Annotated in this window: 23 protein-coding genes; 13 read left to right on the forward strand and 10 right to left on the reverse strand. The window is 39.5% G+C overall.

Annotation, left to right across the window (positions count from 1 at the left end; translation table 11 throughout):
- Positions 1-61: 61 nt before the first annotated feature.
- The 10 genes from H5203_RS18045 to H5203_RS18085 all read right to left on the reverse strand — a co-directional run bounded on the left by H5203_RS18045 (position 62) and on the right by H5203_RS18085 (position 8,995).
- Positions 62-394, reverse strand: a complete 333-nt coding sequence (locus tag H5203_RS18045; RefSeq protein ID WP_145242520.1) for an immunity protein YezG family protein — start codon at positions 392-394, stop codon at positions 62-64.
- 24 nt (positions 395-418) lie between these two features.
- Positions 419-886, reverse strand: coding sequence for a YrhA family protein (locus H5203_RS18050; RefSeq protein WP_145242518.1), 468 nt, complete (start codon positions 884-886; stop codon positions 419-421).
- Between the two features lie 122 nt (positions 887-1,008).
- Positions 1,009-1,857, reverse strand: a complete 849-nt coding sequence (locus H5203_RS18055) for a hypothetical protein (protein ID WP_182820053.1) — start codon at positions 1,855-1,857, stop codon at positions 1,009-1,011.
- 40 nt (positions 1,858-1,897) lie between these two features.
- Complete coding sequence (locus H5203_RS18060; RefSeq protein ID WP_145242514.1) at positions 1,898-2,233, reverse strand: DUF600 domain-containing protein; 336 nt, start codon at positions 2,231-2,233, stop codon at positions 1,898-1,900.
- 33 nt (positions 2,234-2,266) lie between these two features.
- The gene (locus H5203_RS18065; RefSeq protein ID WP_182730839.1) at positions 2,267-2,599 is read right to left on the reverse strand and encodes an immunity protein YezG family protein; all 333 of its coding nucleotides are present in this window, start codon (positions 2,597-2,599) and stop codon (positions 2,267-2,269) included.
- Positions 2,600-2,698: 99 nt separating this feature from the next.
- A complete protein-coding gene (locus H5203_RS18070; protein ID WP_145242511.1) occupies positions 2,699-3,172 on the reverse strand; it encodes an SMI1/KNR4 family protein in 474 nt (157 codons plus the stop codon).
- Between the two features lie 2 nt (positions 3,173-3,174).
- The gene (locus H5203_RS22695; RefSeq protein WP_145242508.1) at positions 3,175-3,969 is read right to left on the reverse strand and encodes an HNH endonuclease; all 795 of its coding nucleotides are present in this window, start codon (positions 3,967-3,969) and stop codon (positions 3,175-3,177) included.
- Positions 3,970-4,294: 325 nt separating this feature from the next.
- A complete protein-coding gene (locus H5203_RS18080) occupies positions 4,295-5,155 on the reverse strand; it encodes an immunity 49 family protein (protein ID WP_145242506.1) in 861 nt (286 codons plus the stop codon).
- Positions 5,156-5,168: 13 nt separating this feature from the next.
- A complete protein-coding gene (locus H5203_RS22995) occupies positions 5,169-5,648 on the reverse strand; it encodes a hypothetical protein (protein WP_259401970.1) in 480 nt (159 codons plus the stop codon).
- Positions 5,649-5,767: 119 nt separating this feature from the next.
- On the reverse strand, positions 5,768-8,995 hold the full coding sequence (locus H5203_RS18085; RefSeq protein ID WP_259401971.1) for a type VI secretion system Vgr family protein: 3,228 nt from the start codon (positions 8,993-8,995) through the stop codon (positions 5,768-5,770).
- A gap of 314 nt (positions 8,996-9,309) precedes the next feature.
- Here H5203_RS18085 and H5203_RS18090 point away from each other — a divergent pair, with 314 nt between their 5' ends.
- The 13 genes from H5203_RS18090 to tssG all read left to right on the forward strand — a co-directional run bounded on the left by H5203_RS18090 (position 9,310) and on the right by tssG (position 24,627).
- Entirely contained in the window at positions 9,310-9,729 is a 420-nt protein-coding gene (locus H5203_RS18090; RefSeq protein WP_145242501.1) for a hypothetical protein, read from the forward strand.
- 34 nt (positions 9,730-9,763) lie between these two features.
- Complete coding sequence (gene tssJ / locus H5203_RS18095; protein WP_145242499.1) at positions 9,764-10,231, forward strand: type VI secretion system lipoprotein TssJ; 468 nt, start codon at positions 9,764-9,766, stop codon at positions 10,229-10,231.
- A complete protein-coding gene (gene tssK, locus H5203_RS18100) occupies positions 10,231-11,571 on the forward strand; it encodes a type VI secretion system baseplate subunit TssK (RefSeq protein ID WP_182820054.1) in 1,341 nt (446 codons plus the stop codon). The genes tssJ and tssK overlap by 1 nt, the downstream gene beginning before the upstream one ends.
- Positions 11,572-11,581: 10 nt before the next feature.
- Positions 11,582-12,307: a type IVB secretion system protein IcmH/DotU gene (gene icmH / locus H5203_RS18105; RefSeq protein ID WP_257326852.1), complete on the forward strand. Its 726-nt coding sequence runs from the start codon at positions 11,582-11,584 to the stop codon at positions 12,305-12,307.
- Positions 12,308-12,316: 9 nt separating this feature from the next.
- Positions 12,317-16,033: a type VI secretion system membrane subunit TssM gene (gene tssM, locus H5203_RS18110; RefSeq protein ID WP_182820055.1), complete on the forward strand. Its 3,717-nt coding sequence runs from the start codon at positions 12,317-12,319 to the stop codon at positions 16,031-16,033.
- A gap of 8 nt (positions 16,034-16,041) precedes the next feature.
- Positions 16,042-17,034 (forward strand): type VI secretion system-associated protein TagF, encoded by a 993-nt coding sequence (gene tagF, locus H5203_RS18115; RefSeq protein WP_182730835.1) that lies wholly within the window; start codon positions 16,042-16,044, stop codon positions 17,032-17,034.
- Positions 17,031-18,590, forward strand: coding sequence for a TssA family type VI secretion system protein (locus H5203_RS18120; RefSeq protein WP_182733902.1), 1,560 nt, complete (start codon positions 17,031-17,033; stop codon positions 18,588-18,590). Before tagF ends, H5203_RS18120 begins: the two co-directional genes overlap by 4 nt.
- A gap of 64 nt (positions 18,591-18,654) precedes the next feature.
- Positions 18,655-19,176: a type VI secretion system contractile sheath small subunit gene (tssB, locus tag H5203_RS18125; protein WP_145242489.1), complete on the forward strand. Its 522-nt coding sequence runs from the start codon at positions 18,655-18,657 to the stop codon at positions 19,174-19,176.
- A gap of 10 nt (positions 19,177-19,186) precedes the next feature.
- Positions 19,187-20,713, forward strand: a complete 1,527-nt coding sequence (tssC, locus tag H5203_RS18130) for a type VI secretion system contractile sheath large subunit (protein WP_145242487.1) — start codon at positions 19,187-19,189, stop codon at positions 20,711-20,713.
- Positions 20,714-20,956: 243 nt separating this feature from the next.
- Entirely contained in the window at positions 20,957-21,442 is a 486-nt protein-coding gene (locus H5203_RS18135; RefSeq protein ID WP_007584479.1) for an Hcp family type VI secretion system effector, read from the forward strand.
- Between the two features lie 54 nt (positions 21,443-21,496).
- Positions 21,497-21,904, forward strand: coding sequence for a type VI secretion system baseplate subunit TssE (tssE, locus tag H5203_RS18140; RefSeq protein ID WP_145242485.1), 408 nt, complete (start codon positions 21,497-21,499; stop codon positions 21,902-21,904).
- A gap of 24 nt (positions 21,905-21,928) precedes the next feature.
- A complete protein-coding gene (gene tssF / locus H5203_RS18145) occupies positions 21,929-23,647 on the forward strand; it encodes a type VI secretion system baseplate subunit TssF (RefSeq protein WP_145242483.1) in 1,719 nt (572 codons plus the stop codon).
- Positions 23,644-24,627 (forward strand): type VI secretion system baseplate subunit TssG, encoded by a 984-nt coding sequence (gene tssG, locus H5203_RS18150; protein ID WP_220495325.1) that lies wholly within the window; start codon positions 23,644-23,646, stop codon positions 24,625-24,627. Before tssF ends, tssG begins: the two co-directional genes overlap by 4 nt.
- Positions 24,628-24,641 lie beyond the last annotated feature (14 nt).

The raw sequence follows: 24,641 nt of genomic DNA on the forward strand, positions 1-24,641 counted from the left end.
GTTGTGTGTCCTTAGTGTTTTTTGTATTAGCGTAATTTACGCGTTTAAATTAGTGTGTATTTTATGCAGTGATAACGTCATCATCATTATTATCACGCTCAAAGTTCAGATTAAATTGGCCTTGGCGATTAATGGTAAAAATAGCGCGCGTCCATTTTTCTGGTTGGTGCTTTGTGGCTTTATCAAATACTTGTTTGAATAAATTGACAATCTCGTCTGTCACGGTAATCGGCTGTTCGCTTGTATCAGCAGCAGTTTGATAATGGGCTTTGCATTCAAGTACGTTTTCATCTTCGCAATTTAAAATGAGCAGGGCTTCAAGCCAAGGCTCATTTATTTGCTGGTACAAGTATTGCCCAAGTTGTTGTGGGATGTTTTTAATATTTGGTTGCATGTGCTGTCCTTAGCGTTGTTTGATTTATTCAAAAATATTTGCTGTTTTAAGTAAAGAGCTTATCGCCAAAGTTAAAGTCGGGAAACTTTCTAGCTCTTCCCACGTGAAAGAGTCTACAATCTGAAATTGATTCACCTTTAAGTTATAAACCACCCTGGAGCTGCTTTCATCACAAAAAGCGACGAAATTACGTAAAGATTCTTCCGTATGAAATTCTTGATTGGCTTCAATAATTCCAGCTAAGTAATATGGTTCATTTTGTTCTTTAGCACTATAGACATTTAATCCATTTACAGAAAAGCCATTTGATATCTTTAATATATCTAAAAGTTCATTTGGGGGTTGAAAGTTGAAAGCTTTTGTGAAATGCGCATTAAAAGCTTTTAACTCATCTAAACTAATTGGTGTTAGAAGAAAGCCTTCGCCAAAATGAGTTTGCTCTTCTGAGTTTTTCTCTATCAGGTAATTAATTAACTTTTTTATATCACTCATAGTAACTTTGGTCTGCCCCTACATAGAAACTTAAAAAGGTCAAAGAGATCTAATAAAAGGGCTTTAACCCATAACATTTTTGCATGCTAAGCTAGCGCTACTAAAGCCTTTTCAAATCAAGTTTAATTTTGCTGAGATAGCTGTTTTTCATATAATTGCTGAATGTCTATTTCGGCTTCTTCAATATAGTCACAGTCACCATAACCAATGGCAAGCTTCAGTCGTTGCTGAAATAGATTGGTTGATTTTTCAATTTCGCCTAATTCAAATTTAAGCACGGCTAGCTGGAATATGCTGTTAAACTTATTTATAAAAGTATCTTCAGGGTAACCACAGTCTGTTTTTGACATTTCTTTTAGGTAATGCTCAGCATCTTTCATCAAACCAAGTTCGTAACTATTGTTTGCTAAATTATTTAAAATGAGATGTTTTATTTCTTCTAAATCAGGATTACTCAAAATTTCTTTATTAAGCTGCAACGCTTCTTTATATCGCCCAACCTCATGGAAGCAAGCCGCTTTTAACGCAATTAAATTAGACACTTCGTTTTGAGTACGGTGGTTAGCATTAGCGATTGCTGCTTGTAAGTATTCAAGTGCATTTTGATGTTCATTGAATTCACTATATGCTTCGTATAAACGGTGATTTAAAGAAAATACTTGCTCTTGATTTAACTTTTTTAAAGTTGCATTTAATTCCAAAGCTATCGTTGAGTGACTAATAATTTCAGATTCATAGTCATAACTCTTAGAGTAAATCATTGATAAGTAGTAATTTGCGTATAGCTTTTCTTCATTTGTTTGCGAACTAGCTAATAATTCACTTAAATCCTCTCGCATTCCAGAGAAGCTAAACATACGTTCAGGGTCTTCTATCGTTTTACCCAACTCGAGGATTTTAGATACAAGGGTAGATTTTTTTGACTTAAATATTTTGTTTAGTAATGTAGAACCCACATTGAGCTTTTTCATTTCGTTCATCCTTAAATTTTAAATTGGCTTTCTAGTGCATTTACGAAGTAACGATGATGTCATGAACGGTATTCTCACGCTCAAAATTGAGATTAAATTGGCCTTGGCGATTAATCGTGAAAATGGCGCGCGTCCAGTTTTCTGGTTGGTGTTTAGTGGCATTCACAAATAGGGTGTTGAATAAATCGACTATCTCGTCTGTCACGGTAATCGGCTGTTCGCTTGTATCAGCAGCAGTTTGATAATGGGCTTTGCATTCAAGTACGTTTTCATCTTCACAATTTAAAATAAGTTGTGCTTCAAGCCACGGCTCATTTATTTGCTGATAAAGGTACTGACCTAGGTGATGCGAGATGTTTTTTATGTCTGGTTGCATGTGCTGTCCTTAGCCATAGATAAATTGAATCTATTAGTGATCATAACTTTCAATTTCATCAGCCAGCTCTTGATCCCATTCAAAATCAATATTGAAGTCGCCTGATGGCTCAAGTGTAAAGGTAGCCTTATTCCATTTAATTTCTGGGTTATCTGACATTATCGTAGAGAGACTTTGGAACTCTTTAAATAAGTAATACCCTGATTCTAAATCAAAGCTTTTATCCTCAAAATTTGTATATGTTGCATCAAACTCAGCAGCATCACCAAAAAACTCAACCTCAACCTTGCACTCTTTCCAATCAGCAGTGATTTGCTGTACTAGATATTCTGCAATATTCTCGTAAATATTATCAACATTATTCATTATAATTAACCCCCTATAGCAATAAAAAATTACTTTGATGGAGTTGTTTTAATTATTGAATCCAAGAAAGCATCATTAGCTAGCTTTAGCTTTGTTAGGTCATAATTCGTCGTCATTTTCTTCTAGGATAGCTAAAAACTCATGGAAATTTACGCTAATATTTCTTATTGCTTTATCACCATCTTCGAGTTGTGAAGAGATAATAAATATAACTTCGGGCTCAGTCAGTTTATGACGAAAATCAAAAGCGATTAAATTTGAATCAAAAGTTATAGCGATAGGCACTATTTTATTCGATAAAAATTCATCTATTTCTTCTTTTTGTTCGGAGATGCTATAAATGTCAAAATTATCATCTATTAACTCTTGGCAATGAAGGAAGTGTGCGATTGAGCTTTGCCCTTTCCCTACTTTAAAAGATGAATAAAATGGCTTATCTCCAAAGTGTAATTCTATGAAGTTTAAAAACTCTGACGGGAATTTAATCTGAAGTTCGCATTCAAGTTCCTTTAAGTAATCGGGATTGTAAGTTGGCTTATTTTCTTCCCACAAATACGGTTCACATTTTAACATAATTAATACCCTCCTCCCCAAATAGACATACCACCAGTATGCCTAAAAGTGTCATGTGTTGTTCTATCAATAAGCTGCATTCTGCCAGTATCTTGATGATGATGCCATGTTAAACCCTTTGCTGGATCTTTCGATGGTGGTTTTTTCATAATATGTACTACTTGTTCATTACTTAATCCTAGCGTCTTGGCTAAACTTGGGTTTCTTTCTAATTGCATAGCAAGATTTTTATTTGCTGCTTTAAAATGTTCAGTAGCTTTACCCGAAGTTATATGACGATCAGGTATGTGGGTATCAAATTTACTGTCAAATATGGGGAAACCATTCGAATCATACTGTAATTTCTTGCCTTTTCGATGTAAGTACCCATTTTCATCCAGGTTATTCTTATTTCTAATTGTAATTGCATCAGAGGGTTGTCCACCAATAGGGATAACTTTCCCATCTGGAGTTAATTTAGGTTTTCTGGCAAGATCATTTATTTTATCCAAACTATTAGGGTCAATAGCGGTGTTTCTGTTAACCGTTTTAGCCCCCTTTAAATCATTCCCTTTCGGCGCATCTAATTCATTGGCTACTGTTTTCTTCGGTTTCCCTACTACACCTGTACTTGCCGGTGGCTCAAATTCATCGAGGGCTTTATTTACGCGATTGCCAATTTCTTGCGCTGCGTTTCTTACCCCTTGGTCTATTTGCGGGGTGACTTCATCAAGCTGTTTGACCATGGCTTGCATGCCGTCAATGGCCGAGTCTGGCAGTAGGAGGTCGTATTTCCAGCTGGTTGAAATATCTTGCAAGGTATCTCTAAAGCTTTTAATAATTGCTTTGACTTCACTGGCGGCTTGTTTGCCTAAGTCTTGCCAGTTTATTTTACGTAAATACTGAACAGGGTCGCCTTTGCCTACTTTCGTTGGGTAAAGAGCCGGAATATTGCAATAGCGCCTTCCATGGACTCACCGCTGTTTTTAATCACGACTTTTCCCACGCCTTTTACAGCAGAGTATTAAAGCGTTTATGGAGTAAAAGCTAATGAAAGGCTAGGACGCTAGTCTTTAAAAAAACTGTAGCGCCTAGCTTCACAACATCCATGTTGTTAAAGAGCGGGTTTATTTATACGTTCGTTTATTCTGGTTTTGGTGGGTTTACATTAATTAACCAATCAGGAATATACTCATTTTCAACAGTAAGTTGATAACCTTTGACTTCTTTAGCGATAACAGCCATTGCGGTTAGTGGTATTGAAATGGCGCCACGGTCATTCCACATGCGCTCTTCATCACTGTAATATTCTTGGTGCAGTAATAAAGCTTTTTCCATGGTGCTGTTGTAGGCTTGCTCACCATTTTCGGTGAAAATCGCTTCGATAACAGAGACCAACGGCCACTTGAGACGACTGGCATACAAATACGCTTCATCAATAGGGTAATCATCCGGGTTAGAGGTGATATACGCTTGCTCTAGCAGGTGCGCTAAGTCGGCGCTTGGGGCGAACAGTCCTTTGAGTAAATCAGCTAAGGCATAATCAAACGGTTTGAGTTGATTGCCGTAATTAGAGTTTACAAACACCTCATTGTCGATGGTGGTTAAAAAATCTATGGCCTCTTGGTTGCGTACGATAATCGCGGCATATAAAGCAAGTAGCCAAACAGGGTGCTCTGCGTTTTCAGGGTTTTTCTTGCCAACCACCTCTAGGTATTCATCGTCATAAAAAAATGGAAAGGCTTGACCATCATTGGCGTTACTTTGAAAAATACCGAGGCCTAATTGCGATGCGCGTAGCAAGTACAGCCAAGCATGATAACCATTGGGGTTTTCAATGGCTTCCATTGGGAATGATTCAATTAAATTTCGTTTAAATTGAGTTTGCAGCCCTAAACTTGGGTTTTTTTGGATGCGAGGAATGTTTTTTTCTTCGTGTTTTTTGTATCGCTCACACATGTGTTCATAACTTACTTTTGCAAAGCTGTAATGGCTTTTAATCATCTAAAAAATCTCCTTAAAATCCGATATCAAAAATAGACACATCAATAACGTCAATTAGTCCATTGTCATTGGCTTTTTGTTGTATGCCAATATACTCTAGCGTTCCATCTAGTTTTGCGTCTTCTAGTGAATCTAACATATCTTGAATACCTTCAACCTGCTTAGTAAAGGCTTTTTCGCCGACTTTACCATAGCGAGGGTCTTTTGTGAGGCGTTTCATCTGCTCGGTATAATTATCAATCACAGAATCCATGTACTTGGCGGAGCCTTGCTGTGCACGTTCCTCTCCAGCTATTCTGCTACCCCATGTTGCATTACCGCCTTTGGCTTCCATGATAAGGACTTTACCATCTTCGATGACATACACTTGGTCAAACTCGCCTTGTTTGCCGTTACCGGGTAATTTGGTGTTTAACGGTTTGGCGTTAGGGTAATTTTGTTGTACGTAAATGCGTGCGGCTTCTTCACCTAAATCTTCACTGGCCAATCGCATGGCTTTTTGTGCATCTGTTAATGCTTTAGCGTCGCCTGCCAGTAATGCAGCGTCACGTTGTGCAACGGCTTTATTACGTGCTGTTTCTAATTTTTTTAAACGCTTTCTTGCGGCTGAATCTAAGTTGCTGTGTTTAATTTTAGTTTTTGTGAAATGGTGTTAAACACATCGATTTGGTCAGATACAGTAACTAACGCGCCATTTTCATAACGCAGTTTCGGTGGTTTACTCCCATCTATGCGCTGTATGATAACTTTACCGTCTGCATTGGTGTATGCACGGTAGTTGCCACGAATATCATCGGGAAGATTCTCTAATAAATAGTCAGCATGGGCTTTGGCTGACACCTGCGTGGTTACGCCTCGGTTTGTACCTGGTTGTAATGTCGCATCGGGTTTGTCAATGTGCTCAATTAATTTAGGTTGCTCAGGCGACACGGTATGCGAGGTGGTTTTGTTAAGTTGCTTGCGTTTGAGTATGTCGGCCATCTCGACTAATGAGCGATTCGCATTGACGAGATGCTTGGATTTACTTGCCGCAGAGGCTGCGGCTCCCGCACCGCCCGTTAACAGCGCTAATAATATCTCAAACGCCATAACACCGGTTAAACGTTGTTTATCAACGTAGGAATGCGCTTCAATATAGTCATACGGGAAGCGCGCTAATGCACTGCGGGTGTCTGCATCGTCCATTAAGGCAAGTAATAGTTCAAACGCCTGTGATAATGCGCTGGTCGTTTTTTTGCTAAAGGCTAAAATGGTTTCAAGTTCTTGTTTAACAGCGTTTTTATCACCACTTGCAACGGCGTCAATCATTCTAAAACAGGCCGAATACACACTGATATTGATATCAATCCCTAGTACGACTAAATCAGCGATACCCGTTACAAGGGATTTAGCGCCTTGATACAGACCCGTTGCTCTTGCGCCGGTTTCAATCATCCATTGGGTAAAAAAGTCTTCTTGCTCAAAAATGGCATCCCCAATCGCGGCTTGCCTGCGAATTTCATCAAGCATGGAGGTAAGGTGTTGATTGAATTCTTTGCGCAATTGAATAAGGCGTTGCTCATCGGCTTGGGTGGTTGCTGACAATGTCACTTGGCTTTTACCTTGTGGTAAATTAGCCAAGGTTGCTACGCCATTCGCCAGGGTGCCGGTGTGTTCAACACCATCATTATCAATAATATGGTAGTCAACACCTTCAATGGCAGAGCCATCCTCGTAGAAGTATTCAAGTTCAAGCTGAGCGAGTGCGCCTGCAGATAGCGTATTGTCACTTAAATCAAACGCGGTGATTTGGCTAATACTCGCAGGACTTGAGGCACTTGGGCTACTGGCTGTTTGCGGGCTTTCTATATCGTAATCAACTGGTCCATCAAAGGTCACTATGTTACTGTCGAGCGTGAGTATATTGGTAGCGATGATGGTGGCGTTGCCTTGGCTATCGAGTTTAATTTCGCCGCCAGCGTTATGAATGATTAAATCGCCTTGCCCAGAGCCTGTGATGTTAATTGACTTACTGGTTTGTAAAAACGTTGAGCCATTTGGTACGTTGAGCTTTAAATCACTGTTATTAGTCTTTAGTAAAATATCACTTTGCGCGTTTATTTTAACCGCACGCCCCGAAATTAATGATAGCTCTTGGTCAGCTTTAACATCGATTTTTTTACCTATGAACGCATTGTTGCCGGCACTCTGGTAATTTATATTGCCGTTGTTAGTTTGTTGTTTGAGTTCATTTTTAACATCAATAAATTGATTGTTCTTTATCACGAACTGTACATTGCTTTGCTCGGTTTCTAGGCAGAGGTCTTTTCCTGCGTGCAAGTTTATAGTGCCTAGTTGGCTTATCCATTCTATGAATTGGCGGCCAGACTGTTTGGCGTTTAGCTCAAAGTAATGTTCACTGGCAAGGGTTTGTAAAATAACTTTTGGCTCATTGTCGTCATCATCAAATAGTAGTTCGTTGTGGGCTGCGGTTAATAATCGGTTATGCGTTGGATTGGCGGCGGTTACTATGCTTGGTTGATCGCTATTTAGTGCAAAGCCCATAATGTAGGCGTGATTAGGGTCGTTGTTAATACAGCCTATTAGTACCTCTGAACCACCGACGAGTGGAAAGTGCCATCCAGTGGCCTGAGTTTGGTTTTGGCATGCATACAGAGCTAACTTTTGCAAGGCAGGGCTTGACTGCGTTATTGGTCTGGCATTTTTGTCAAAATCAACGCGGGCTCGATATTGCCCGTTGTCATCAATAAATGCATTGCCGGTCAGTGATTCTACTTTCGCAGGGAATACCATCGGTTTTGCTTGATGGGGAATAGGGAGTGGCTTAAAGGGGGTGCCTCGCTCAATAAATTGCGCTGTACAACTGTATTTAGTTAAACCCTCATGGCTACTTTCGTCACTTGGTTGCTCGCTGTAGTGCTCGACTGCGATACAGAGCAAGTCACCACTGCTACCAATGCCGGTGTTATCACTTAATGAAATCGAACATCCCGCAAATAAATCACATACGTTACCAGTTAAGCTAATAACTTTATTTAAACTCGCTAGTGCATTACTAAAATTTTGTGCTTGATTAGTTGCGGCGGATTGCGATAACGCACAGGGTTCAAAGAATGATTGGCTATTGCTGGCAATGGTATTAAATTGCCCATAGGCTGCACTGTTTGCAGTATTGTTATAAATAGACTCAGTAAGTTGAGCATGCATAAAGCCAACAAATTGCTCTCTGTGTTGGTTATTCATTCCAGCGCTACTGGTAACTTCTAAAACGCCGCGCTCAAGGTAGGGACTATTTAAATTACTGTCGCTTATCACCAGTATTTCAGCCGAGTCTTTGCTTTCAAACCAATAAAATAAACCATGGGAAGCCAGTAAACGATGAAAAAACTGCCAGTTACTTTCCATTGCTTGTACGCACTGAGGCATATCAGCAAACGGTTGGGTAACTCTAAAATCTACTTGACCTTGAGAGTATCCGGCTTGTGATGCTAGGTAGTGTAAAACATCTTTTAAATTAACCCCGATAAATACTTTGCTATCTGAGGTGTTTTTTAGCGTACTCAATCGATCTTTAATGACGATATGATAGCGGCGTTTTTTATTGAATAACCCAAGATCGGTGCTTTGTGTTATGAGGCCTGCTTGGTGGCGATAGTAATTGTCTTTATTTACAAATGTAATTAAGGCCGATTGTAATAATAAATCGTTTAAAGGCTCATCTGTGAGGGTGTCGAAAATCAGGTCAAACTCAAAGCTTTTATTTAAGCGTTCAATTCCCTTTACCTGAGTTACGTTCATTGTTTTATTATTAATATCTAACAATAATCGTGATTTAGACATTTCCTTGTCCTTTTTCTACCTTGGTCGATAATGCGTGTAAAAATACACATTAATCTAGCGATAATCAATGAAATATTTGTAATCAACGATATTTAGATTATATGAAAATAGGTTCATAATGTGTTCATTTTTAAAATTATATGGTGTGGTCGCTTTTATTGGGAACAACTTTAAGTTAGAAATAGTTGTATTTTCGCACTGAATTCGGTTGACATTTTAACAATTATGTTTGTATCATGCGCTAATTCTAAGGACTGAATAATTACCGCGTTAGTGCAACTTTAAGCTGACTATGTTAAATCAAGGATGATAAAATGAGAAAAAAAGATTTTATAAATCAGGTTGATAGCCTTTACTCCTTGGCTTGGTCTCTAACCTGTAACATCTCCTCTTTACTTGATCAAACAGGTATTCCTGCACATCGTGTTTTTTCTGAATCTGTTATAGATCAGTTTTTCTTCTTTTTGAATAATCCTCCAAAGAACGATGGAAATATTATTTTAATTAATGAAAATATATCTAGTTATATTCAAGAGTTAATAGTTTTAAATTCTAAATTAATATCTTCAATCGATCATGTTGTCATCAAGTCTCTAGCTGTTGAAAATCAAGAAAATAAAAGTTCAGGTTTTTTTTCTAGAATTTTAAATGACAATCGCTGGTCAGATTGTGCGTCAGTGCGTTTTAACAGGGTTATTTGCCCTGTTTATGAAGAGATCCTTTGTAAAAACTGAATAATCAATTTTAAAATATCTAATGAGGTATTAAATGCGTTTTGCAATAAATAAAGTAATCTTAGCTGTGCTGTTAATGTCACTCACTGCGTGCATGAGCACTAATGTAGAGTTAGACATTACAGCAACAGATAATTTAAATTTAAATCAATTTGATGAAGCACTTCCAGTGGTTCTCAGAGTGTATCAATTGTCTGATATTCAGAGCTTTAAAACAGCGACGTTTGAAGAACTTTGGAAGTCAGATAAATCAGTATTAGCAAATTCATTGATCACGTTAGAAGAACGCACTATTAATCCTGCCGAAAAAACAACGATCGCTTTTGAACAAGCTGAAAATGCTCGTTTTGTGGCAATTGTTGCGTTATTCAGAGATCGCCAAGGAGACAAATGGAAAACGTATTATCAATTAGGTGATGGTCCGGTTAAATTATCGACTGCATTAGATGTGCTGATCACAAATAATGAAGTGCAGTTGCCTGACGTGGATGAGGCACAGTAATGAGTACTAAAGCCCCCGTAAAACCCGTCTGGGCTGAAGGTGTATTATTAGCACAACACCATTTTCAGTTATTTGATGAGTATCATGAGCAAAATCAAATTGTAAGACAGCGACTTATTTCTCCATTGGTATTTGGTATCCAGCATCTTGCAATTGATGAGTCAGCGTTATCACGTGGGCTATTAAAAATTACTAGCTTCAAATTGTTACTTGAAAATGGTCGATTACTTGATTTTGATCGCCAACAACATGACGAATTAAAGCTGGAATTAGATCCTAACCTAGATGAAGTGATTATTTACATCGCGATTGCTGCCAATAAAATCGTTAGTAATATTGAAGGTTATGCAACAACCGGTCAGCTCAGTGCCTATCATGCAGACTATATTGAGTTAAATGATGATCATGATGCTGCACGTAATCGTGAAGTGCTGATAGCGCACCCTAAATTTATATTACTAACAGATAGTGATGTAAAAACTTATTTTGATACTTTAGCGTGTTTGAAAATAGTCCGCGCAGAAGACGGCTCTTTTGTTGTTAATAAACACTTTGTACCACCACTGTTAAATATCAGTGCTTCGGTATATTTAACTGAGCTATTAAATCGCACCGCAAATTTAGTGAATGCGAAAGTCAATGTGTTGCTTAGTCGCAGGAAAAACTTTGGTTCAGTGACTGACTTTGGTCCAAACGAGATGAATAGCTTTTTATTACTTAATGCGATGGCACCTTCAGCAAAGCGGTTGGATCATTTAAAAAGTTTGTCATTAGTTCATCCAGAGCGTTTGTACTGTGAATTGGTTGATTTGATCAGCTCTGTATCGATGTTTGAACACAGTGATTTAGTAAACCAAGTCCCTCCTTATCAGCATAAACAACTCAGCCATGTATTTGGTAAGTTAGATGAGTTGCTAACTAAGCTACTTGAAGGTGTTGTGCCTAAGAAAATGGCTGGCCTTAAACTTGAAAAAATTTCCAATGCTATTCATCAGGTTGCGACTATTGACTCAGCAATTTTTGAGCATAACGACTTCTATCTCGCGGTTTATTTTGAAGCTGAGGATACTAAGTGGATTGAAACATTTAGCGACCAAGCTAAAGTTGGCGCAACTGAAAAACTCGATATTATGATTTCATCAGCCCTTGCAGGTGTTCAGCTAACTCACTGCCAACGGCCGCCAAATAAATTAGCAATAAAGAGTGGATATGAATATTTCCGTCTTGAATCACATGGTTACATTTGGCAGCAAATAATCGAAGAGCAGTCGTTAAGTTTATTTATTCCATTTGGTTTGCAAGCTGCGCAAATCGAAATAGTTACTGTCGCACGCAATTAAGTTAGGTGAAATGATGCAACAACAATCACAACAACAAGATTTAATCGCCTGTATATCACCGGTTATAAATGCGTTATCGCCATTAAAGCTCAAGCAATCAACCGATCTTGAGCTGAACGATTTTCGTGATCAGTTATTAAATAGTTTTGATGAGTTTGAGCGTAATTGTTATGCCCAACAAGTGACGACTAGTGTGATGCAAGAAGTAAAATTTGCTCTTACTGCAATGTGTGATGAGTTTGTAATGAGCTCCGGAGCGCATTTTCGTATGGACTGGATGTCACGACCGCTGCAGTTAGAGTTTTTTGGCAATAACCGTGCAGGTGAAGAGTTTTTTGAGCGTTTAGCGACTTTGCGTACTGGCGGTGAAAATAAATTTGCGGCGTTAGAAGTGTACTATATTTGTTTGCAATTGGGTTTTGAAGGTATCTATAAAGTTAAAGGAATAGAACAGCTTAAAGCTTTGATAGTTGACATTCGTGCACAAATTGAAGATGTCAAAGGCACGCCTAATGCACTGCTTTCTGATAATGGCGTACCTGCTGAAGGGTTTGCTATGAAAGTCGGTCGTAATGTCCCTTATTGGGTTATTCTGTCGATTTGTTTAGGCTCAATCGCTTCCCTATTTGCAGGCTTTCATTTTGTGATCAACAAGCAGGCTACACAGAGTACGCAAACCATAAGTAATCAGGTGGAAGTACTCACTCAATTGAATAAAACCAACGAGACACGATAAGGCAATACCATGCAAGGAAGAGTAAATAAAAGTGGCCTAGTGCATTTTTTACTGGGCTTAGTGTCATCTCGCGCCACAGGACAGTTGATCGGTCTAATTGCAGTGCTGAGCATTGTTTGGTTTGCTGGGCGCATGGTGGGCTTAGACACGACTGATAAAAAGCTGATTGCTATGGGAGCAGTTACGGCGGTATTCATTTTATTTATTTTTACTCGTTGGTTATGGACTAAGCGTTCTGGCGATAAGTTAGCTTCTGAACTTGCAAATCACAATGCGGGCTCAAGTGCTGAGCTTGATGAAATAAAAGAAAAAATGCAAGAAGCGTTAGGCTCATTAAAAGCATCGCACTTAGGCGCTGGTTATCGTGGTAATACCGCTCTTTATGCACTACCTTGGTATATGATCATTGGTCCATCAGCGACCGGTAAAAGTACTTTATTTGCTAACTCTGGATTACATTTTCCGTATTCAAACTCTAGCGAACTGCATATTCAAGGTTTTGGTGGCACACGTAACTGTGATTGGTGGTTTTCAGATCAAGCGATCTTAATTGACACCGCAGGACGTTACACAACTGAGCAATCAGAAAACAAAGAGTGGTTATCATTTTTAAATTTACTGAAAAAGTACCGCCCAAAATTACCTATCAATGGCGTAATGGTCGCAATTAGTGTAGCTGATGTTTTAACCTCTGACAGTGAAGAAATTCGCCAGCATGTAAAGTTAGTCCGTGAACGTATTGAAGAGTTGATCACGCAACTAGGTGTTATTTTCCCTGTTTATATCACTTTCACAAAAACCGATTTAATTAGTGGCTTTGAACCTTTTTTTAATGACTTATCTGAAAAAGAGCGCGAGCAAGTGTGGGGCGCATATTTACTTGATATTAGTGAAGATCAAAAAACCGATCCGGCTGAAATGTTCGAGCTCAGAATGGATGAATTATACGAACGTTTGTGCCAGCAACGTTTAAGTAAAGTGGCCCGTGAACGAAATGAGCATCGTAAACAGTTGATCCTTGATTTTCCTAATCAGTTTAAATCGGCCTCAACAAAACTAACCGAATTTGTAAACTTGCTATTTAAAGCGAATCCGTACCAAGAAGTTCCTTGGTTTGCAGGCGTGTATTTTACCTCAGGTACACAAGAGGGCACACCAATTGAGCGAATCACCAACGGTGTACGCGATCAATTTGGCGCGGTTGTGGTTGAACAAAAACAAGAAACAATCACCCAAAGCTATTTTATTAATCGCGTTTTTAATGATGTTGTTTTTAAACTACAAGATTTAACTCGGGGTAATCGTAAAAAGCGCCTAGTTGGGCGTTGGTTAAAAGGTTTAACTGTAACCACGGGGCTTGCCTCAATAGCGGCGATTACAGCGTTATTGATTACCTCATACACCAGTAATCAGTTATTGCTTAACCAAGGCGAAGCACGCGTGAAAGCGGTGGTTGAAGTTAATGTAAATAAGGCGAAGGCGGATCAAAAGCTAGCTGCAACACTTGCATTATTTGAGCATTATCAGGAGCTTGTAAGTTATGAAAAAAGCTTACCTTGGTATTTTATTTTTGGTATTTACGAAGGTGACGAAACAACTCAAAGTGTCGCGAATGTATTATTTAACCAGTTAAACCAATTGATCACACTTCCTGCTGAAAAACAGGTGTTAGCACAATTAAAACAGTATGAAAGTCGTTGGAACTCTGATGAGCCGGAGTCACGCGTAGGTATTCGACAACCTTATTACGAAGCACTTAAATTACATTTAATGCTAAGCACACACCCCGAACATAAAAATGATGAATTTGCTAAACAGCAGCTACTTAGTTTTATTAGTAATCACTTTAATATTGATTTAACAGCGCAACAAGATACACCCATTTATAGTCAATTAACTGCGTTGTTAGATGTGTACTTAGCTAATTTAGGTACTGATCTAGAGCACCCTGGGAATATTAATTTTTGGCAAGCAAATGAAACCGCAATTTATACTGCGCGCGAAAGTTTAAATACTCAACCTGAGGCTGAGCCTCTGTATAAGCAAGTGATAACAAGCTTTGCTGAGCGCAAAAAAGCATTACAGCTTAATCAGTTTATGTCGGCTAATAACCGTGATGTATTAAAAAGTAGCTATGCAATTCCTTATGTATATACCAATGCTGGTTGGCAAGAATATGTCTATCCTGAAATTAAACGTATTTCACGGTTAGTGTTCTCAGGCGATTGGGTTATGGGCACCAGTAATGACGAAGGGCAAAATGCTGTAGATGAAGCACAAGCTGAGTCCTTAGCCAAAGCAATGCGTGCTTATTACTTTAAGGATTACGGTAATACTTGGTTCGAATTCTTAAATAGTATTCAAGTCCCAGCGTTTAGAGACTTAAACGATGCAAGTATTGATTTTGCTCGCCTTTCATCAAACGATGGCCCATTGATAGATTTAATGATGCTGGTGAACAATAACATAATGATTGCTGACGAACCTTCAGCCGTTACCGCGAATAATGACAAAATTGCGACCTTAGTTGCCGGTGCTGCCGACGTTGCGCAGAAAAAAGCAGCAAAAGGAAAGCTAGCTAAACAAGCTATTAACAGCCCTGATTTTTCACAAATGAGTACGGTTAGAGCGCCAGAGCTGGAATCTCGCTTTGCTGATTTACGCCGTTTTACACAAAACGATGATAATAAGCGCAGTTCTGATTACATGGGCCAGTACATTAGTTCATTAAGCAGCATCCACTCAGACATAAAAGCGATGGCGGCGAGTAATGAAGATGATGGCCAAGCTATGATTTTTGTCCAAGATTTACTCTCAGGTAATAATCAAACCAATGCTTTGCAGTCTTCATGGATCATCATTGAAAGCCAAACACGTGCTTTAGACCCACAAACAAAAGAAACGTTGGATACTCTTTTCAAAGCGCCTTTACAAGCGGGTATAGCCACAATTATGGCCAAAGCACGAAGCCAGTTAAATGAAGAGTGGGAAAACCAAGTTTATACAATGTACAGCAACAGCATCGCAGGAAAGTACCCATTTAACCTAAATGGACCTGATGCCGCGATTGCTGATGTGTCGGAGTTTTTAAACACTGAGTCGGGCATATTATGGAACTTTACTAACACTCAACTGAAACCTTTTATGAAAGTACGTCGTGGCGTATGGGAAGAAAAACAGTGGAATGGTGTTGGTATTGGCTTTAGTAAAGAATTACTCGATGGTTTAACAAAAGCAAATAAAGTAACACGTTCACTATTTACTAGTGGCGCAGATTCTGCGGGCTTTAATTTTCAGATGATGCCAGTACCACAAAGAGGCATTCGTGAAACTTATTTAGGCTTTTCAGAGCAAGGTTATCGCTATCGTAATGAGCCGGAGGAGTGGCGTAACTTTTCTTGGCCTGGTCGTGGTGCTGCAGAAAAAGCGATTCTTTATGGTTTAGATAATAAAGGCAATCGAATTTCGATTGAGCAAGATGGTCCGTGGGCGCTACTTAAAGTGCTTAATAATGCTAATGTAAAATGGATAAAAGGCACTGAGTTCTTAGCTACATGGGAACTAACCGATAAGTCAGAACAGCAATTAACAGTACAGTTTTCCTTAAAATCAGGGCGTAATAGCGGTATTTTCTCAAAATATATGCTGACTTCGTTTGCTTTACCGAACTCGTTGTTTTCGAAATCGCCGCAATATGCGCAGTCGAATAATAATTCGGTACAGTAGGGGCGGTTATGTTTAATTTATTTTCTAAAAAGAAATCGCCGTTACTAGTAAAACAGTTTTCTTACGGTTATATGGGGAAAACACCAGTACGACCCGATTTTGTGAAGTTAAATATTTCATCGCGTGAATCAGTGGCATTTGATCATTGGTTACAAGAAGGATTTGCTCACCTTAATCGTGGTCGAAAGGCGAATAATGTTGCTGTACTTAATGGTGTTAAATCGTTGTTTTTTGTATCTGGGAACAGTGAAGACAGTAGTTTGCTTGGTATTTTACAACCAAGTAAAGATAGTAGTGGCCGTTTTTACCCTTTTAGCTCTTTTATACATAGCGGATTAGACACTTATAAACGCCATCCAGCATTTTTGTTTTTATATGCTAGTCATGTGATTGAGCACTTAATTGGTGTGAATGATCGCATTAAAGAAGCGCCATCAATTGATGCGATGGCGGAACAAGCTCATGCTTATAACAAGGTTGCTGATGCGTTGAAGCAGCAACCAAATTTAAATCAAGAGCTAGATAAACTGCGCATGATACCGATGAGTGTGTTGTGGCAGCATCTCCAGATGAATGATGTGCATAAGCGTGCTGTATTAATTGAAGAACTATCTGCAGTATTGAAGTCGATTGCAAATAGAGGCTGTCTACGCAGTCAATTTGGTATTCGTTTACCAATGCCACAGTTTAGTCATGAGAGCGCCTTGGTCGCTGGGTTTTGGCTGCATTTAATAGCATCTGTGGTTGCTGATCACAACTGGCAACCGTGGTTCTTTTATCAACTAGGGTGTGAAGATCATGCGCCTAGTTTAACGGTGTTTTGTCGTCCTGTATCGGCATCCTATTTTAGCTCGATTTGGTTAAATGAAGACAAATCAACACAAATTATTGATTTGACGAATTTACCATTGAGCAAAGTGCCAAGTGACTACAGTATTAATTTTGCCGATATGGATAACGTAAGTGTATACGATGCACTAAGACGATGGTGTAAAGCATGAGTTTAAAGCAACCACATACTCACAATAGCTGGCAACTATGGCTGGATGAACTTGCTGCACCATTGCAAGGTTTGCCGTGTGGCGAAGATTTAAAATACGAAGAAACATTTAAAAGTCTCAAAGCATCTTCATCGGGTGTTGGTGAGGTTGATTTTAAAGTGATGTTTATTCAAGCAACTGACTTATTACAGAATAAGAGTAAAGATTTACGTATTGTTAGTTACTTATGCTTAGCTGCAACCAGTGAATTTGGGGTGCAGGGGTTAATTAGTTCAATCAAATTGTTTAATAAGATATTGGCTGATTTTAGCAACGACGTACACCCACTTAAAGAGCGTATGCGCAGTGCTGTAAATACCTGGTTTTTACAGCAACAAGAACGTCTAAAAGGGATTTCGCAAAGTCATTCGGCAACCGCAGAACAATGGGCCGAACTAGATGCGGTATTAACCGATTACAACCAACACTCAGTACCATTATTAGATAGTGAATCAGGTCCTTTATCTACTTTAAACGAGTGGACTGACGAGCAAATGAAACGCAACCCAGTTGCAAAGGCAGTCGAGCCGTCAGTTGTTAGTAAAGACGATACTGAACAAGCACCAAGCGACGGTACACCGGCAATACATTCAACATCATCAGTGCACAGCTCTGTAAGTCAAGTTGCAAGTATTACGGTTGGTGATCTCAGCAGTGACACGGCTTATTTATCAGCTATTCGTGAATTACTAAATTTTGATAAAGAACAAAATAACATCGAGCGGGTGATTAAATTATCACGTGCTGCACGTTGGTCTGGGTTGAAAATACCGGCTAATGAAAATGGTAAAACACGCTTACCAGCACCAAGAGCTGCGGCTTTTGCACCGATTGAAAATGCACTTGCCAGTGAACAACCAGAGCAGGCACTCATGCTTGCAGAAGGCTTATTTATGGAAGGTGCGATGCAATTTAATCTCAACTTACAAATGTTGGTATTAAGTGCGTTAAAACAATTAAATAAAGGCAAGCTAAGTCACTGGCTTGAGCAGCAATTGATTAATTTAACTAGTCAGTTTCCGCTTTTAACTCATTTACAGTACGACGATGGCACAGGGTTATGCAGCCCAGCCAATAAAGAAACGTTACTTGAAATTAGCAATGCACAAACGCCAGCAAGCAATAATTCGCAAGGCAATATTTTTGATGAACATTATAGCTTATTGGCTGATGAAGTAGTGCAAGGACAACTCAGTGCTGCGCTTAGCAAGGTTGAGCAATTAAGTACCCCTACCGGGTTTGACCAATCACAAAGCCAATTATTAAAAGCCAAGTTGTTACTTAAAGCGGAGCATTATGAACACGCTTTGGCAATTTTAACCGAATTACTTGAGCAAATTGAAACTTTTCAATTAGCGAAGTGGCAACAACATTTTTGCATGGAAGTATGGCGTTTTGCCAAGCAATGTTACGCCAATCTGTCGTTGGCAGAAAGTGATGAAATGAGTTTAGCTGCTAAGCAAATTAGTCAGCGAATGATGGTAACCAATCCGGCTCAAGCAATAGCTTGGATTTAGTTACAAGAGCCTGACTAATGGGTCGAGGTTAATTGGAATTGATACAAACTGCAAAGGAAGAAACATGACAGATACATTTCAAAAAGAGATCCCAAGAGCTCGGATCAATATCTCTTTAGAGCTTGATACGGATGGCGCATCGCAAAAAAGCGAATTGCCACTAAAAATGCTGGTAATTGGTGATTACTCTAATGGTTTAAATACCCAAGACCTTGCTGAGCGTGAACGCGTAACAATCAATAAAAATAATATTGAGCAAGTGTTAAAAGATATGGCACCAAAGGCAAACTTTCAAGTTGCTAATAAGATCAAAGGCGATGGCGAGATCAACGTGAATTTACAGTTTGATTCGTTTAAATCGTTTGATCCAGAATCAGTTGCTTCACAGGTACCTGAGTTAAATAAAATGATGGCAATGCGTAACTTACTGCGTGACTTGAAATCGAATCTTTTGGATAACTCATCATTACGTAAAGAACTAGAGCGGGTATTACAAAACCAGCCAGAACTTGATGAGTTAAAAGCTAAGCTGGATGAAATTGCCCCGCTTGCTTCTGAAGACGAAAAACACCCAGTTACTGAATAAGGACGTTACCATGTCAATGCAAGAACAATTAAACGTTGCAGCTCATTCAATTGAGCAAGCTCCGGTATCAACCTACGAAAGCCTTTGTAACTTGGTCGATATTGCCCCAGTTGCAGATGAGATCAAATTAGACACTTTTCGTGATGCCAGCAACCTTGCTGAAACCCGTGCGAATGAGCGTTTAACAGCGGCAATCAATGTATTTTTAGATATGGCTGGCAGCAGCGGCCAAGAAGTTACGCGTATCGATAAGTTGTTGTTAGATGACTATATTGCGAAAGTTGATACGATTATCTCACAGCAGTTAGACCAGATTTTACATAATCCAAACTTCCAAAAAATGGAATCAGCTTGGCGTTCATTGCGTTATTTAATTAATCGCACGCCAAACAATGCCAACATCAAAATCGAAATGCTCGACGTTGATAAAGAAACCCTGCGTGATGACTTTGAAGAAGCACCTGATACCACGCAATCAGCATTGTACAAGCATGTTTATACCTCAGATTACGACACCCCAGGTGGCGAACCAGTATCGACTATGGTATCGAACTTTGAGTTTGATTGTTCAGCGCCAGATGTTTCATTACTACAAGAAATTTCACGCGTATCAGCTGCGGCGCACTGCCCATTTATGGGCAGCGTAGGACCTAAGTTTTTCTTGAAAGACTCACTTGATGAAGTATCTAAAATTCAAGATATTGGTTCGTACATGGAGCGTGCTGAATTTTTACGTTGGAAAAACTTCCGTGAATCAGAAGATTCACGCTATATCGGCCTAGCGTTCCCACGTTTCTTATTGCGCTTACCGTATGGTGAAACTAATCCACTGCGTAACTTTAACTACCAAGAAGATGTAAACAGTGAACACCATGAGCGCTATTTATGGGGTAACGCAACGTTTGCTTTTGCCGCCAATATTATTCGCAGTTTCCATGATAATGGTTGGGCAGTTAACATTCGTGGCCCACAGTCGGGCGGTAAAGTTGAGAATTTACCACTTCATTCATTCGAAGCAGGTAAAGGCTCAGAAACTAAGATCCCAACAGAAGTATTGATCTCAGAGACTAAAGAGCTTGAATTTGCTAACCAAGGGTTTATTCCACTTAGTTATTATAAAAATTCAGACTTTGCGTGTTTCTTCTCAGCTAATAGTGCGCAAAAGCCACAAGTGCTTGAAACGCCAGAAGCAACCTCAAACGCACGTATTAACTCGCGTTTACCGTATATCTTCTTAGTATCGCGCATTGCGCATTACTTAAAAGTGTTGCAGCGTGAAAACATAGGTTCGAGTAAACCTCGCCATGAATTAGAGCAGCAGCTTAACGATTGGTTAGGTGCGTTAGTTACTAAAATGAATAACCCTGATGAGTCGTTAATTGCAACGCATCCATTAAAAGATGCCAAAGTGACTGTTGCTGAAATTCCGGGTAACCCAGGTTATTACCGTGTTAGTACGTACATAGTGCCACATTTCCAAGTGGAAGGTATTGATGTGCGCTTAGCACTAGTAGGGCAGATGCCTGGCGAAAAATGAACTGCCAAGCCGCCGATGAAACGCATTTAACGCAGGCTTTTAAAGTGTAAATACGTCAATTTGGTGAGTAGCTGGTTGGTGTAAAAAACGTTATGAAAAAGATTGCCCCAAGTTGGTTGCATCCAACTTGGGACATGTTCCCCAGTGGCATGAAGCAGAGGGCTTTTTGGGGGGCATAAACATGGTTGTTTATGCCAATGCCAACTAACAGGAAACACTTCATTCTAAAAGGAGAATAATGAAATGGCAATTCCAGCGTATATGTGGTTAAAGGATGACCAAGGTAATGACATCAAAGGTTCTGTAACTGTTGCAGAGCGTGAAGGTTCAATTGAGATCCTACACTTTGATCATGAACTTCGCATTCCTACAGATAACGACACGGGTGAACTTACAGGTACACGTAAGCATGAACCGTTTGTAATTACTAAAGCGGTAGATGCAGCTACACCGTATCTGTATAAAGCGTGCTCGAACGGTCAAACACTTAAGCAACTTGAGCTTAAATGGTACCGTATCGATGACACAGGGACTGAGCGTGAGTATTTCTGCCACAAGTTGGAAGATGTAAAAATTACGTCAATCTCACCAACAATGCACAACGTAAAAGACTTAGACAAGGAGCGTTATCCGCACCTTGAAACAGTATGTTTACGTTATAAGCGCATTACTTGGACATACCTTGATGGCAACATCGAGTTCTCTGACTCTTGGACTGAAGGTCGATAAGTCGGAATTTTTAAAGGATATGCGCAAGCATATCCTTTTATCAGAGGTAAGTTCATGGCGTTATTCGATTTTTTAACTCAACCTGTCATTCGTAATGGACATCAAGGTTTTCAGACTGATGAGCAAAATAGTGTCTGTAACCATCTTAATGAGCTGCTTAATGCTCGCCGTGGGGTGTTAAAGCATTTGGCTGATTATGGTTTGCCCGATGTTGAAGATATTTACGAAGGTTTGCCTTATTCGCAACATACTTTGGCGTTTGAGGTTAAAAAATTGATTGAGAAATATGAGCCAAGAGTGCGTTATGCCAATGTTATTCCAATGGAAATACGTGAAGAAAATTGCGTGATCCGACTGGATATTCAAGCATTTCTAACCAGTGGCCAATGTATTAAGTTAAACACGCGGTTTGAATCAGGCGGTAAGGCTGATGTAATGCAGCACGCTAAAAATGGTGATTAATATTTCAATGAAAAGGATATTTTAATGCAGCAATATTTTGATGCTCAAATGCGTTTATTAACGCAGGCCGGTAAACAGTTTGCACAACATTATCCTGAGCATGCGGGCATGTTAAATATTGATGCCTTAAAAGATCGCGACCCGCATATCGAGCGTTTACTCGAAGGTATGGCGTATTTAACTGCGCACACACAAAAACGCTTGGATGAATCAGTACCAGAAGTGTCAGAGCAAGTGCTGCGTCAATTATGTCCTATTCTGCTTAGTTATTACCCTTCGAGTACGGTAGTGAAATTTAGCCCTAAGCTGGCAATGCAAAAGACTCACATGATTGAAAAGGGTCTCACATTAAAAGCAGATACCGCTGTTGTTGATCATAAAAATATTACTTTTACCACCACGCATAATTTAACAGTAGCACCATTCGATGTTGAGCATGTGCGCTATCAAGAATCACATTTAGGTGCAGAGCTGCGCATTGGTTTACGTTTTGTATGCCAAGGTGAGCGTAAAAATTATGACTTATCAAACTTGCAGTTTTATTTACGCGGCGATACCCCGTTATGTAGCTCTTTATTTAAGCTGCTGCAAACGGCAGAGAAACATGCTGAACTTGATTTTGGCCCTGCGCATTTTGAGCATAATAAAAAGCTTAAAGTAAAAGGTTGCAGTGCCAGTTATTTAAATATTGATGGGGCTCTTTTACCGAGTGCTGAGCAAAGCCATCCAGGCTATGCATTATTATTAGATTACTTTAATGCCAAAGATCGTTTTTACTTTTTAACTTTTACAGGTTTGCAAGACGTTGAGTTTGCAGATCATATAGACCGCTTTGAAATAGTTTTTCGTGGCTCAAGTAAATTACCACCCGGACACCAATTATCCCGTGAAAACCTACTTATAAACTGCGTGCCTGCAATTAATTTATTTTCCCAAGCGGCAGAGCCAATCAGAATCGAACCCAATCGTACCGACTATATGATCACAGCAGATCAAAATCGTACCGATCATATTTTCAGTTACACCGTCGATTCGGTAATGGGGCGCAACTCGCTCAGTGGTAAAACCTATGATTATACACCTCGTTATCAAAGTGTATTTGAAGATGAGAAAAAGCTATTTACCGTATTAACTAAAGATGTAGGTGCAGCTGCGCCAACTCATTACTTACAGTTGCCTTTCAATCTAAATGATGAAAAAGAAACACTATCTGTTGATTTAACTGCTTTTAATGCAGGCTGGCCTCGGCAACTACTGCAAGAAGGTGATTTAAATATTGGCGGGCGCGATATGCCAAGTATTGCCGAGGTTGAGAATGTTATTAGGCCTACTAATTATTTACCGTGCCCAGATCAACCAAAACATTGGCAGCTGATCAGCTTACTTAATGTTAAGTTTTCCCAAATAACTCAAGTAACCGAGCTTAAACGTTTATTAGTGCTATTTGATTGGTCGCAAAAAGCTGAGAATCGCTTGCGTATTGAGAGCATTCAAAAAATAACGGCTACTCCGATCAGCCAAATAAAGCGTGGAATTTTTATTAAAGGCGTAGATGTATTAATTGATATCGATGAGAGTAAGTTTGTGTGCGATGCCGATCTTTATCATTTTTGTAATATGTTGCACCAATTCTTTTTAATGTACGCACCAATTAATGAAAGTGTGCAGACTCGCGTTAATGCTATTCCTAGCTATAAAACCTGGTGTTGGGATATTGAGCCGGGCAAGAGTTATCAATTATGAGTGTGCATGAACCAGCCATAAAGCATCCCGTTTGGGCTAAATTGCCCAAACCGATTGAGCAATTAATTGCTAAGCCTTGGCAGTTTAATTTATTTAAAGCGATGAGCTTAATTGAAAAGCATTGGGCAACGCCTCACGAACTTGACAAAGGCATTAGTGAGCGGGTGATGTTTAAGCCCTATAAAGAGCTTGGCTTTCCAGCAACCGATGTACGTGCGTGTAGCTTAGATAACCAAGGACGCGGGCGACTCAGTTTATCAACGTCATTCTTGGGTTTGTATGGTGTTGATGCGCCGATGCCACATTACCTGTTAGAGCAAGCAGCAAGTGATGACGAAAGTGGTGACAGGGTTCGGCAATTTTTAGATATGTTTAATCATATTTTATATTGCCAACTTTTTCAGGCGTGGAAAAAGTCACAAATCAATGTTGCAGGACGTGGTGCAGATCAATTTGATCATTTAATAGAAGCCATTTTATCTACAAAAACAGATCAAAAAGTACAATGCGGCATTGCTAGCTTAAAACAAACCAGTGCAGCAGGCTTAACTCAACTACTTAAACATACACTTGCAGTGAAAGAGCTGCACGTTGACGATACCCGCGCTAATTGGCAAACAATTGATGCCCCAAGTACATTTGGTGATGATGCCCAAATGGTACTCGGTGGTTCTGCGGTATTAGGTAGCAAAGTATTAGTAAGTGGCAGTATTTTAACAATTGCCATCGGCCCTGTAGACAGTGAAACTGCCATTAGTTTGAACCCTTTGCATGAGCAAGGTAAAAAAATGGCGGCGTTATTAAGCACTCACTTACCAAGTAATGTGCAGTGGTTATGCCAAATCAAAGTGGCTAACGAAGCTGTAGAGCAACAGGCAATCGGTGTGTCACCGTTAATACTTGGACACAACAGTTATTTAGGTAGTGCTGCGGCAAACACAACCGTACACAGCTATACCCATCTTCAATATCAACATTAGTAAGAAACCAGATT

Origin of the sequence: Pseudoalteromonas sp. SG41-1 (genome assembly GCF_014164575.1) — a bacterium.
Classification (GTDB): domain Bacteria; phylum Pseudomonadota; class Gammaproteobacteria; order Enterobacterales; family Alteromonadaceae; genus Pseudoalteromonas; species Pseudoalteromonas rhizosphaerae.

Bases quoted from the DNA above. Each gene is read 5' to 3' on its own strand.
- H5203_RS18045 (WP_145242520.1), bottom strand. From the start codon at position 394: ATGCAACCAAATATTAAAAACATCCCACAACAACTTGGGCAATACTTG.
- H5203_RS18050 (WP_145242518.1), bottom strand. From the start codon at position 886: ATGAGTGATATAAAAAAGTTAATTAATTACCTGATAGAGAAAAACTCA.
- H5203_RS18055 (WP_182820053.1), bottom strand. From the start codon at position 1,857: ATGAAAAAGCTCAATGTGGGTTCTACATTACTAAACAAAATATTTAAG.
- H5203_RS18060 (WP_145242514.1), bottom strand. From the start codon at position 2,233: ATGCAACCAGACATAAAAAACATCTCGCATCACCTAGGTCAGTACCTT.
- H5203_RS18065 (WP_182730839.1), bottom strand. From the start codon at position 2,599: ATGAATAATGTTGATAATATTTACGAGAATATTGCAGAATATCTAGTA.
- H5203_RS18070 (WP_145242511.1), bottom strand. From the start codon at position 3,172: ATGTTAAAATGTGAACCGTATTTGTGGGAAGAAAATAAGCCAACTTAC.
- H5203_RS18080 (WP_145242506.1), bottom strand. From the start codon at position 5,155: ATGATTAAAAGCCATTACAGCTTTGCAAAAGTAAGTTATGAACACATG.
- H5203_RS22995 (WP_259401970.1), bottom strand. From the start codon at position 5,648: ATGCGATTGGCCAGTGAAGATTTAGGTGAAGAAGCCGCACGCATTTAC.
- H5203_RS18085 (WP_259401971.1), bottom strand. From the start codon at position 8,995: ATGTCTAAATCACGATTATTGTTAGATATTAATAATAAAACAATGAAC.
- H5203_RS18090 (WP_145242501.1), top strand. From the start codon at position 9,310: ATGAGAAAAAAAGATTTTATAAATCAGGTTGATAGCCTTTACTCCTTG.
- tssJ (WP_145242499.1), top strand. From the start codon at position 9,764: ATGCGTTTTGCAATAAATAAAGTAATCTTAGCTGTGCTGTTAATGTCA.
- tssK (WP_182820054.1), top strand. From the start codon at position 10,231: ATGAGTACTAAAGCCCCCGTAAAACCCGTCTGGGCTGAAGGTGTATTA.
- icmH (WP_257326852.1), top strand. From the start codon at position 11,582: ATGATGCAACAACAATCACAACAACAAGATTTAATCGCCTGTATATCA.
- tssM (WP_182820055.1), top strand. From the start codon at position 12,317: ATGCAAGGAAGAGTAAATAAAAGTGGCCTAGTGCATTTTTTACTGGGC.
- tagF (WP_182730835.1), top strand. From the start codon at position 16,042: ATGTTTAATTTATTTTCTAAAAAGAAATCGCCGTTACTAGTAAAACAG.
- H5203_RS18120 (WP_182733902.1), top strand. From the start codon at position 17,031: ATGAGTTTAAAGCAACCACATACTCACAATAGCTGGCAACTATGGCTG.
- tssB (WP_145242489.1), top strand. From the start codon at position 18,655: ATGACAGATACATTTCAAAAAGAGATCCCAAGAGCTCGGATCAATATC.
- tssC (WP_145242487.1), top strand. From the start codon at position 19,187: ATGTCAATGCAAGAACAATTAAACGTTGCAGCTCATTCAATTGAGCAA.
- H5203_RS18135 (WP_007584479.1), top strand. From the start codon at position 20,957: ATGGCAATTCCAGCGTATATGTGGTTAAAGGATGACCAAGGTAATGAC.
- tssE (WP_145242485.1), top strand. From the start codon at position 21,497: ATGGCGTTATTCGATTTTTTAACTCAACCTGTCATTCGTAATGGACAT.
- tssF (WP_145242483.1), top strand. From the start codon at position 21,929: ATGCAGCAATATTTTGATGCTCAAATGCGTTTATTAACGCAGGCCGGT.
- tssG (WP_220495325.1), top strand. From the start codon at position 23,644: ATGAGTGTGCATGAACCAGCCATAAAGCATCCCGTTTGGGCTAAATTG.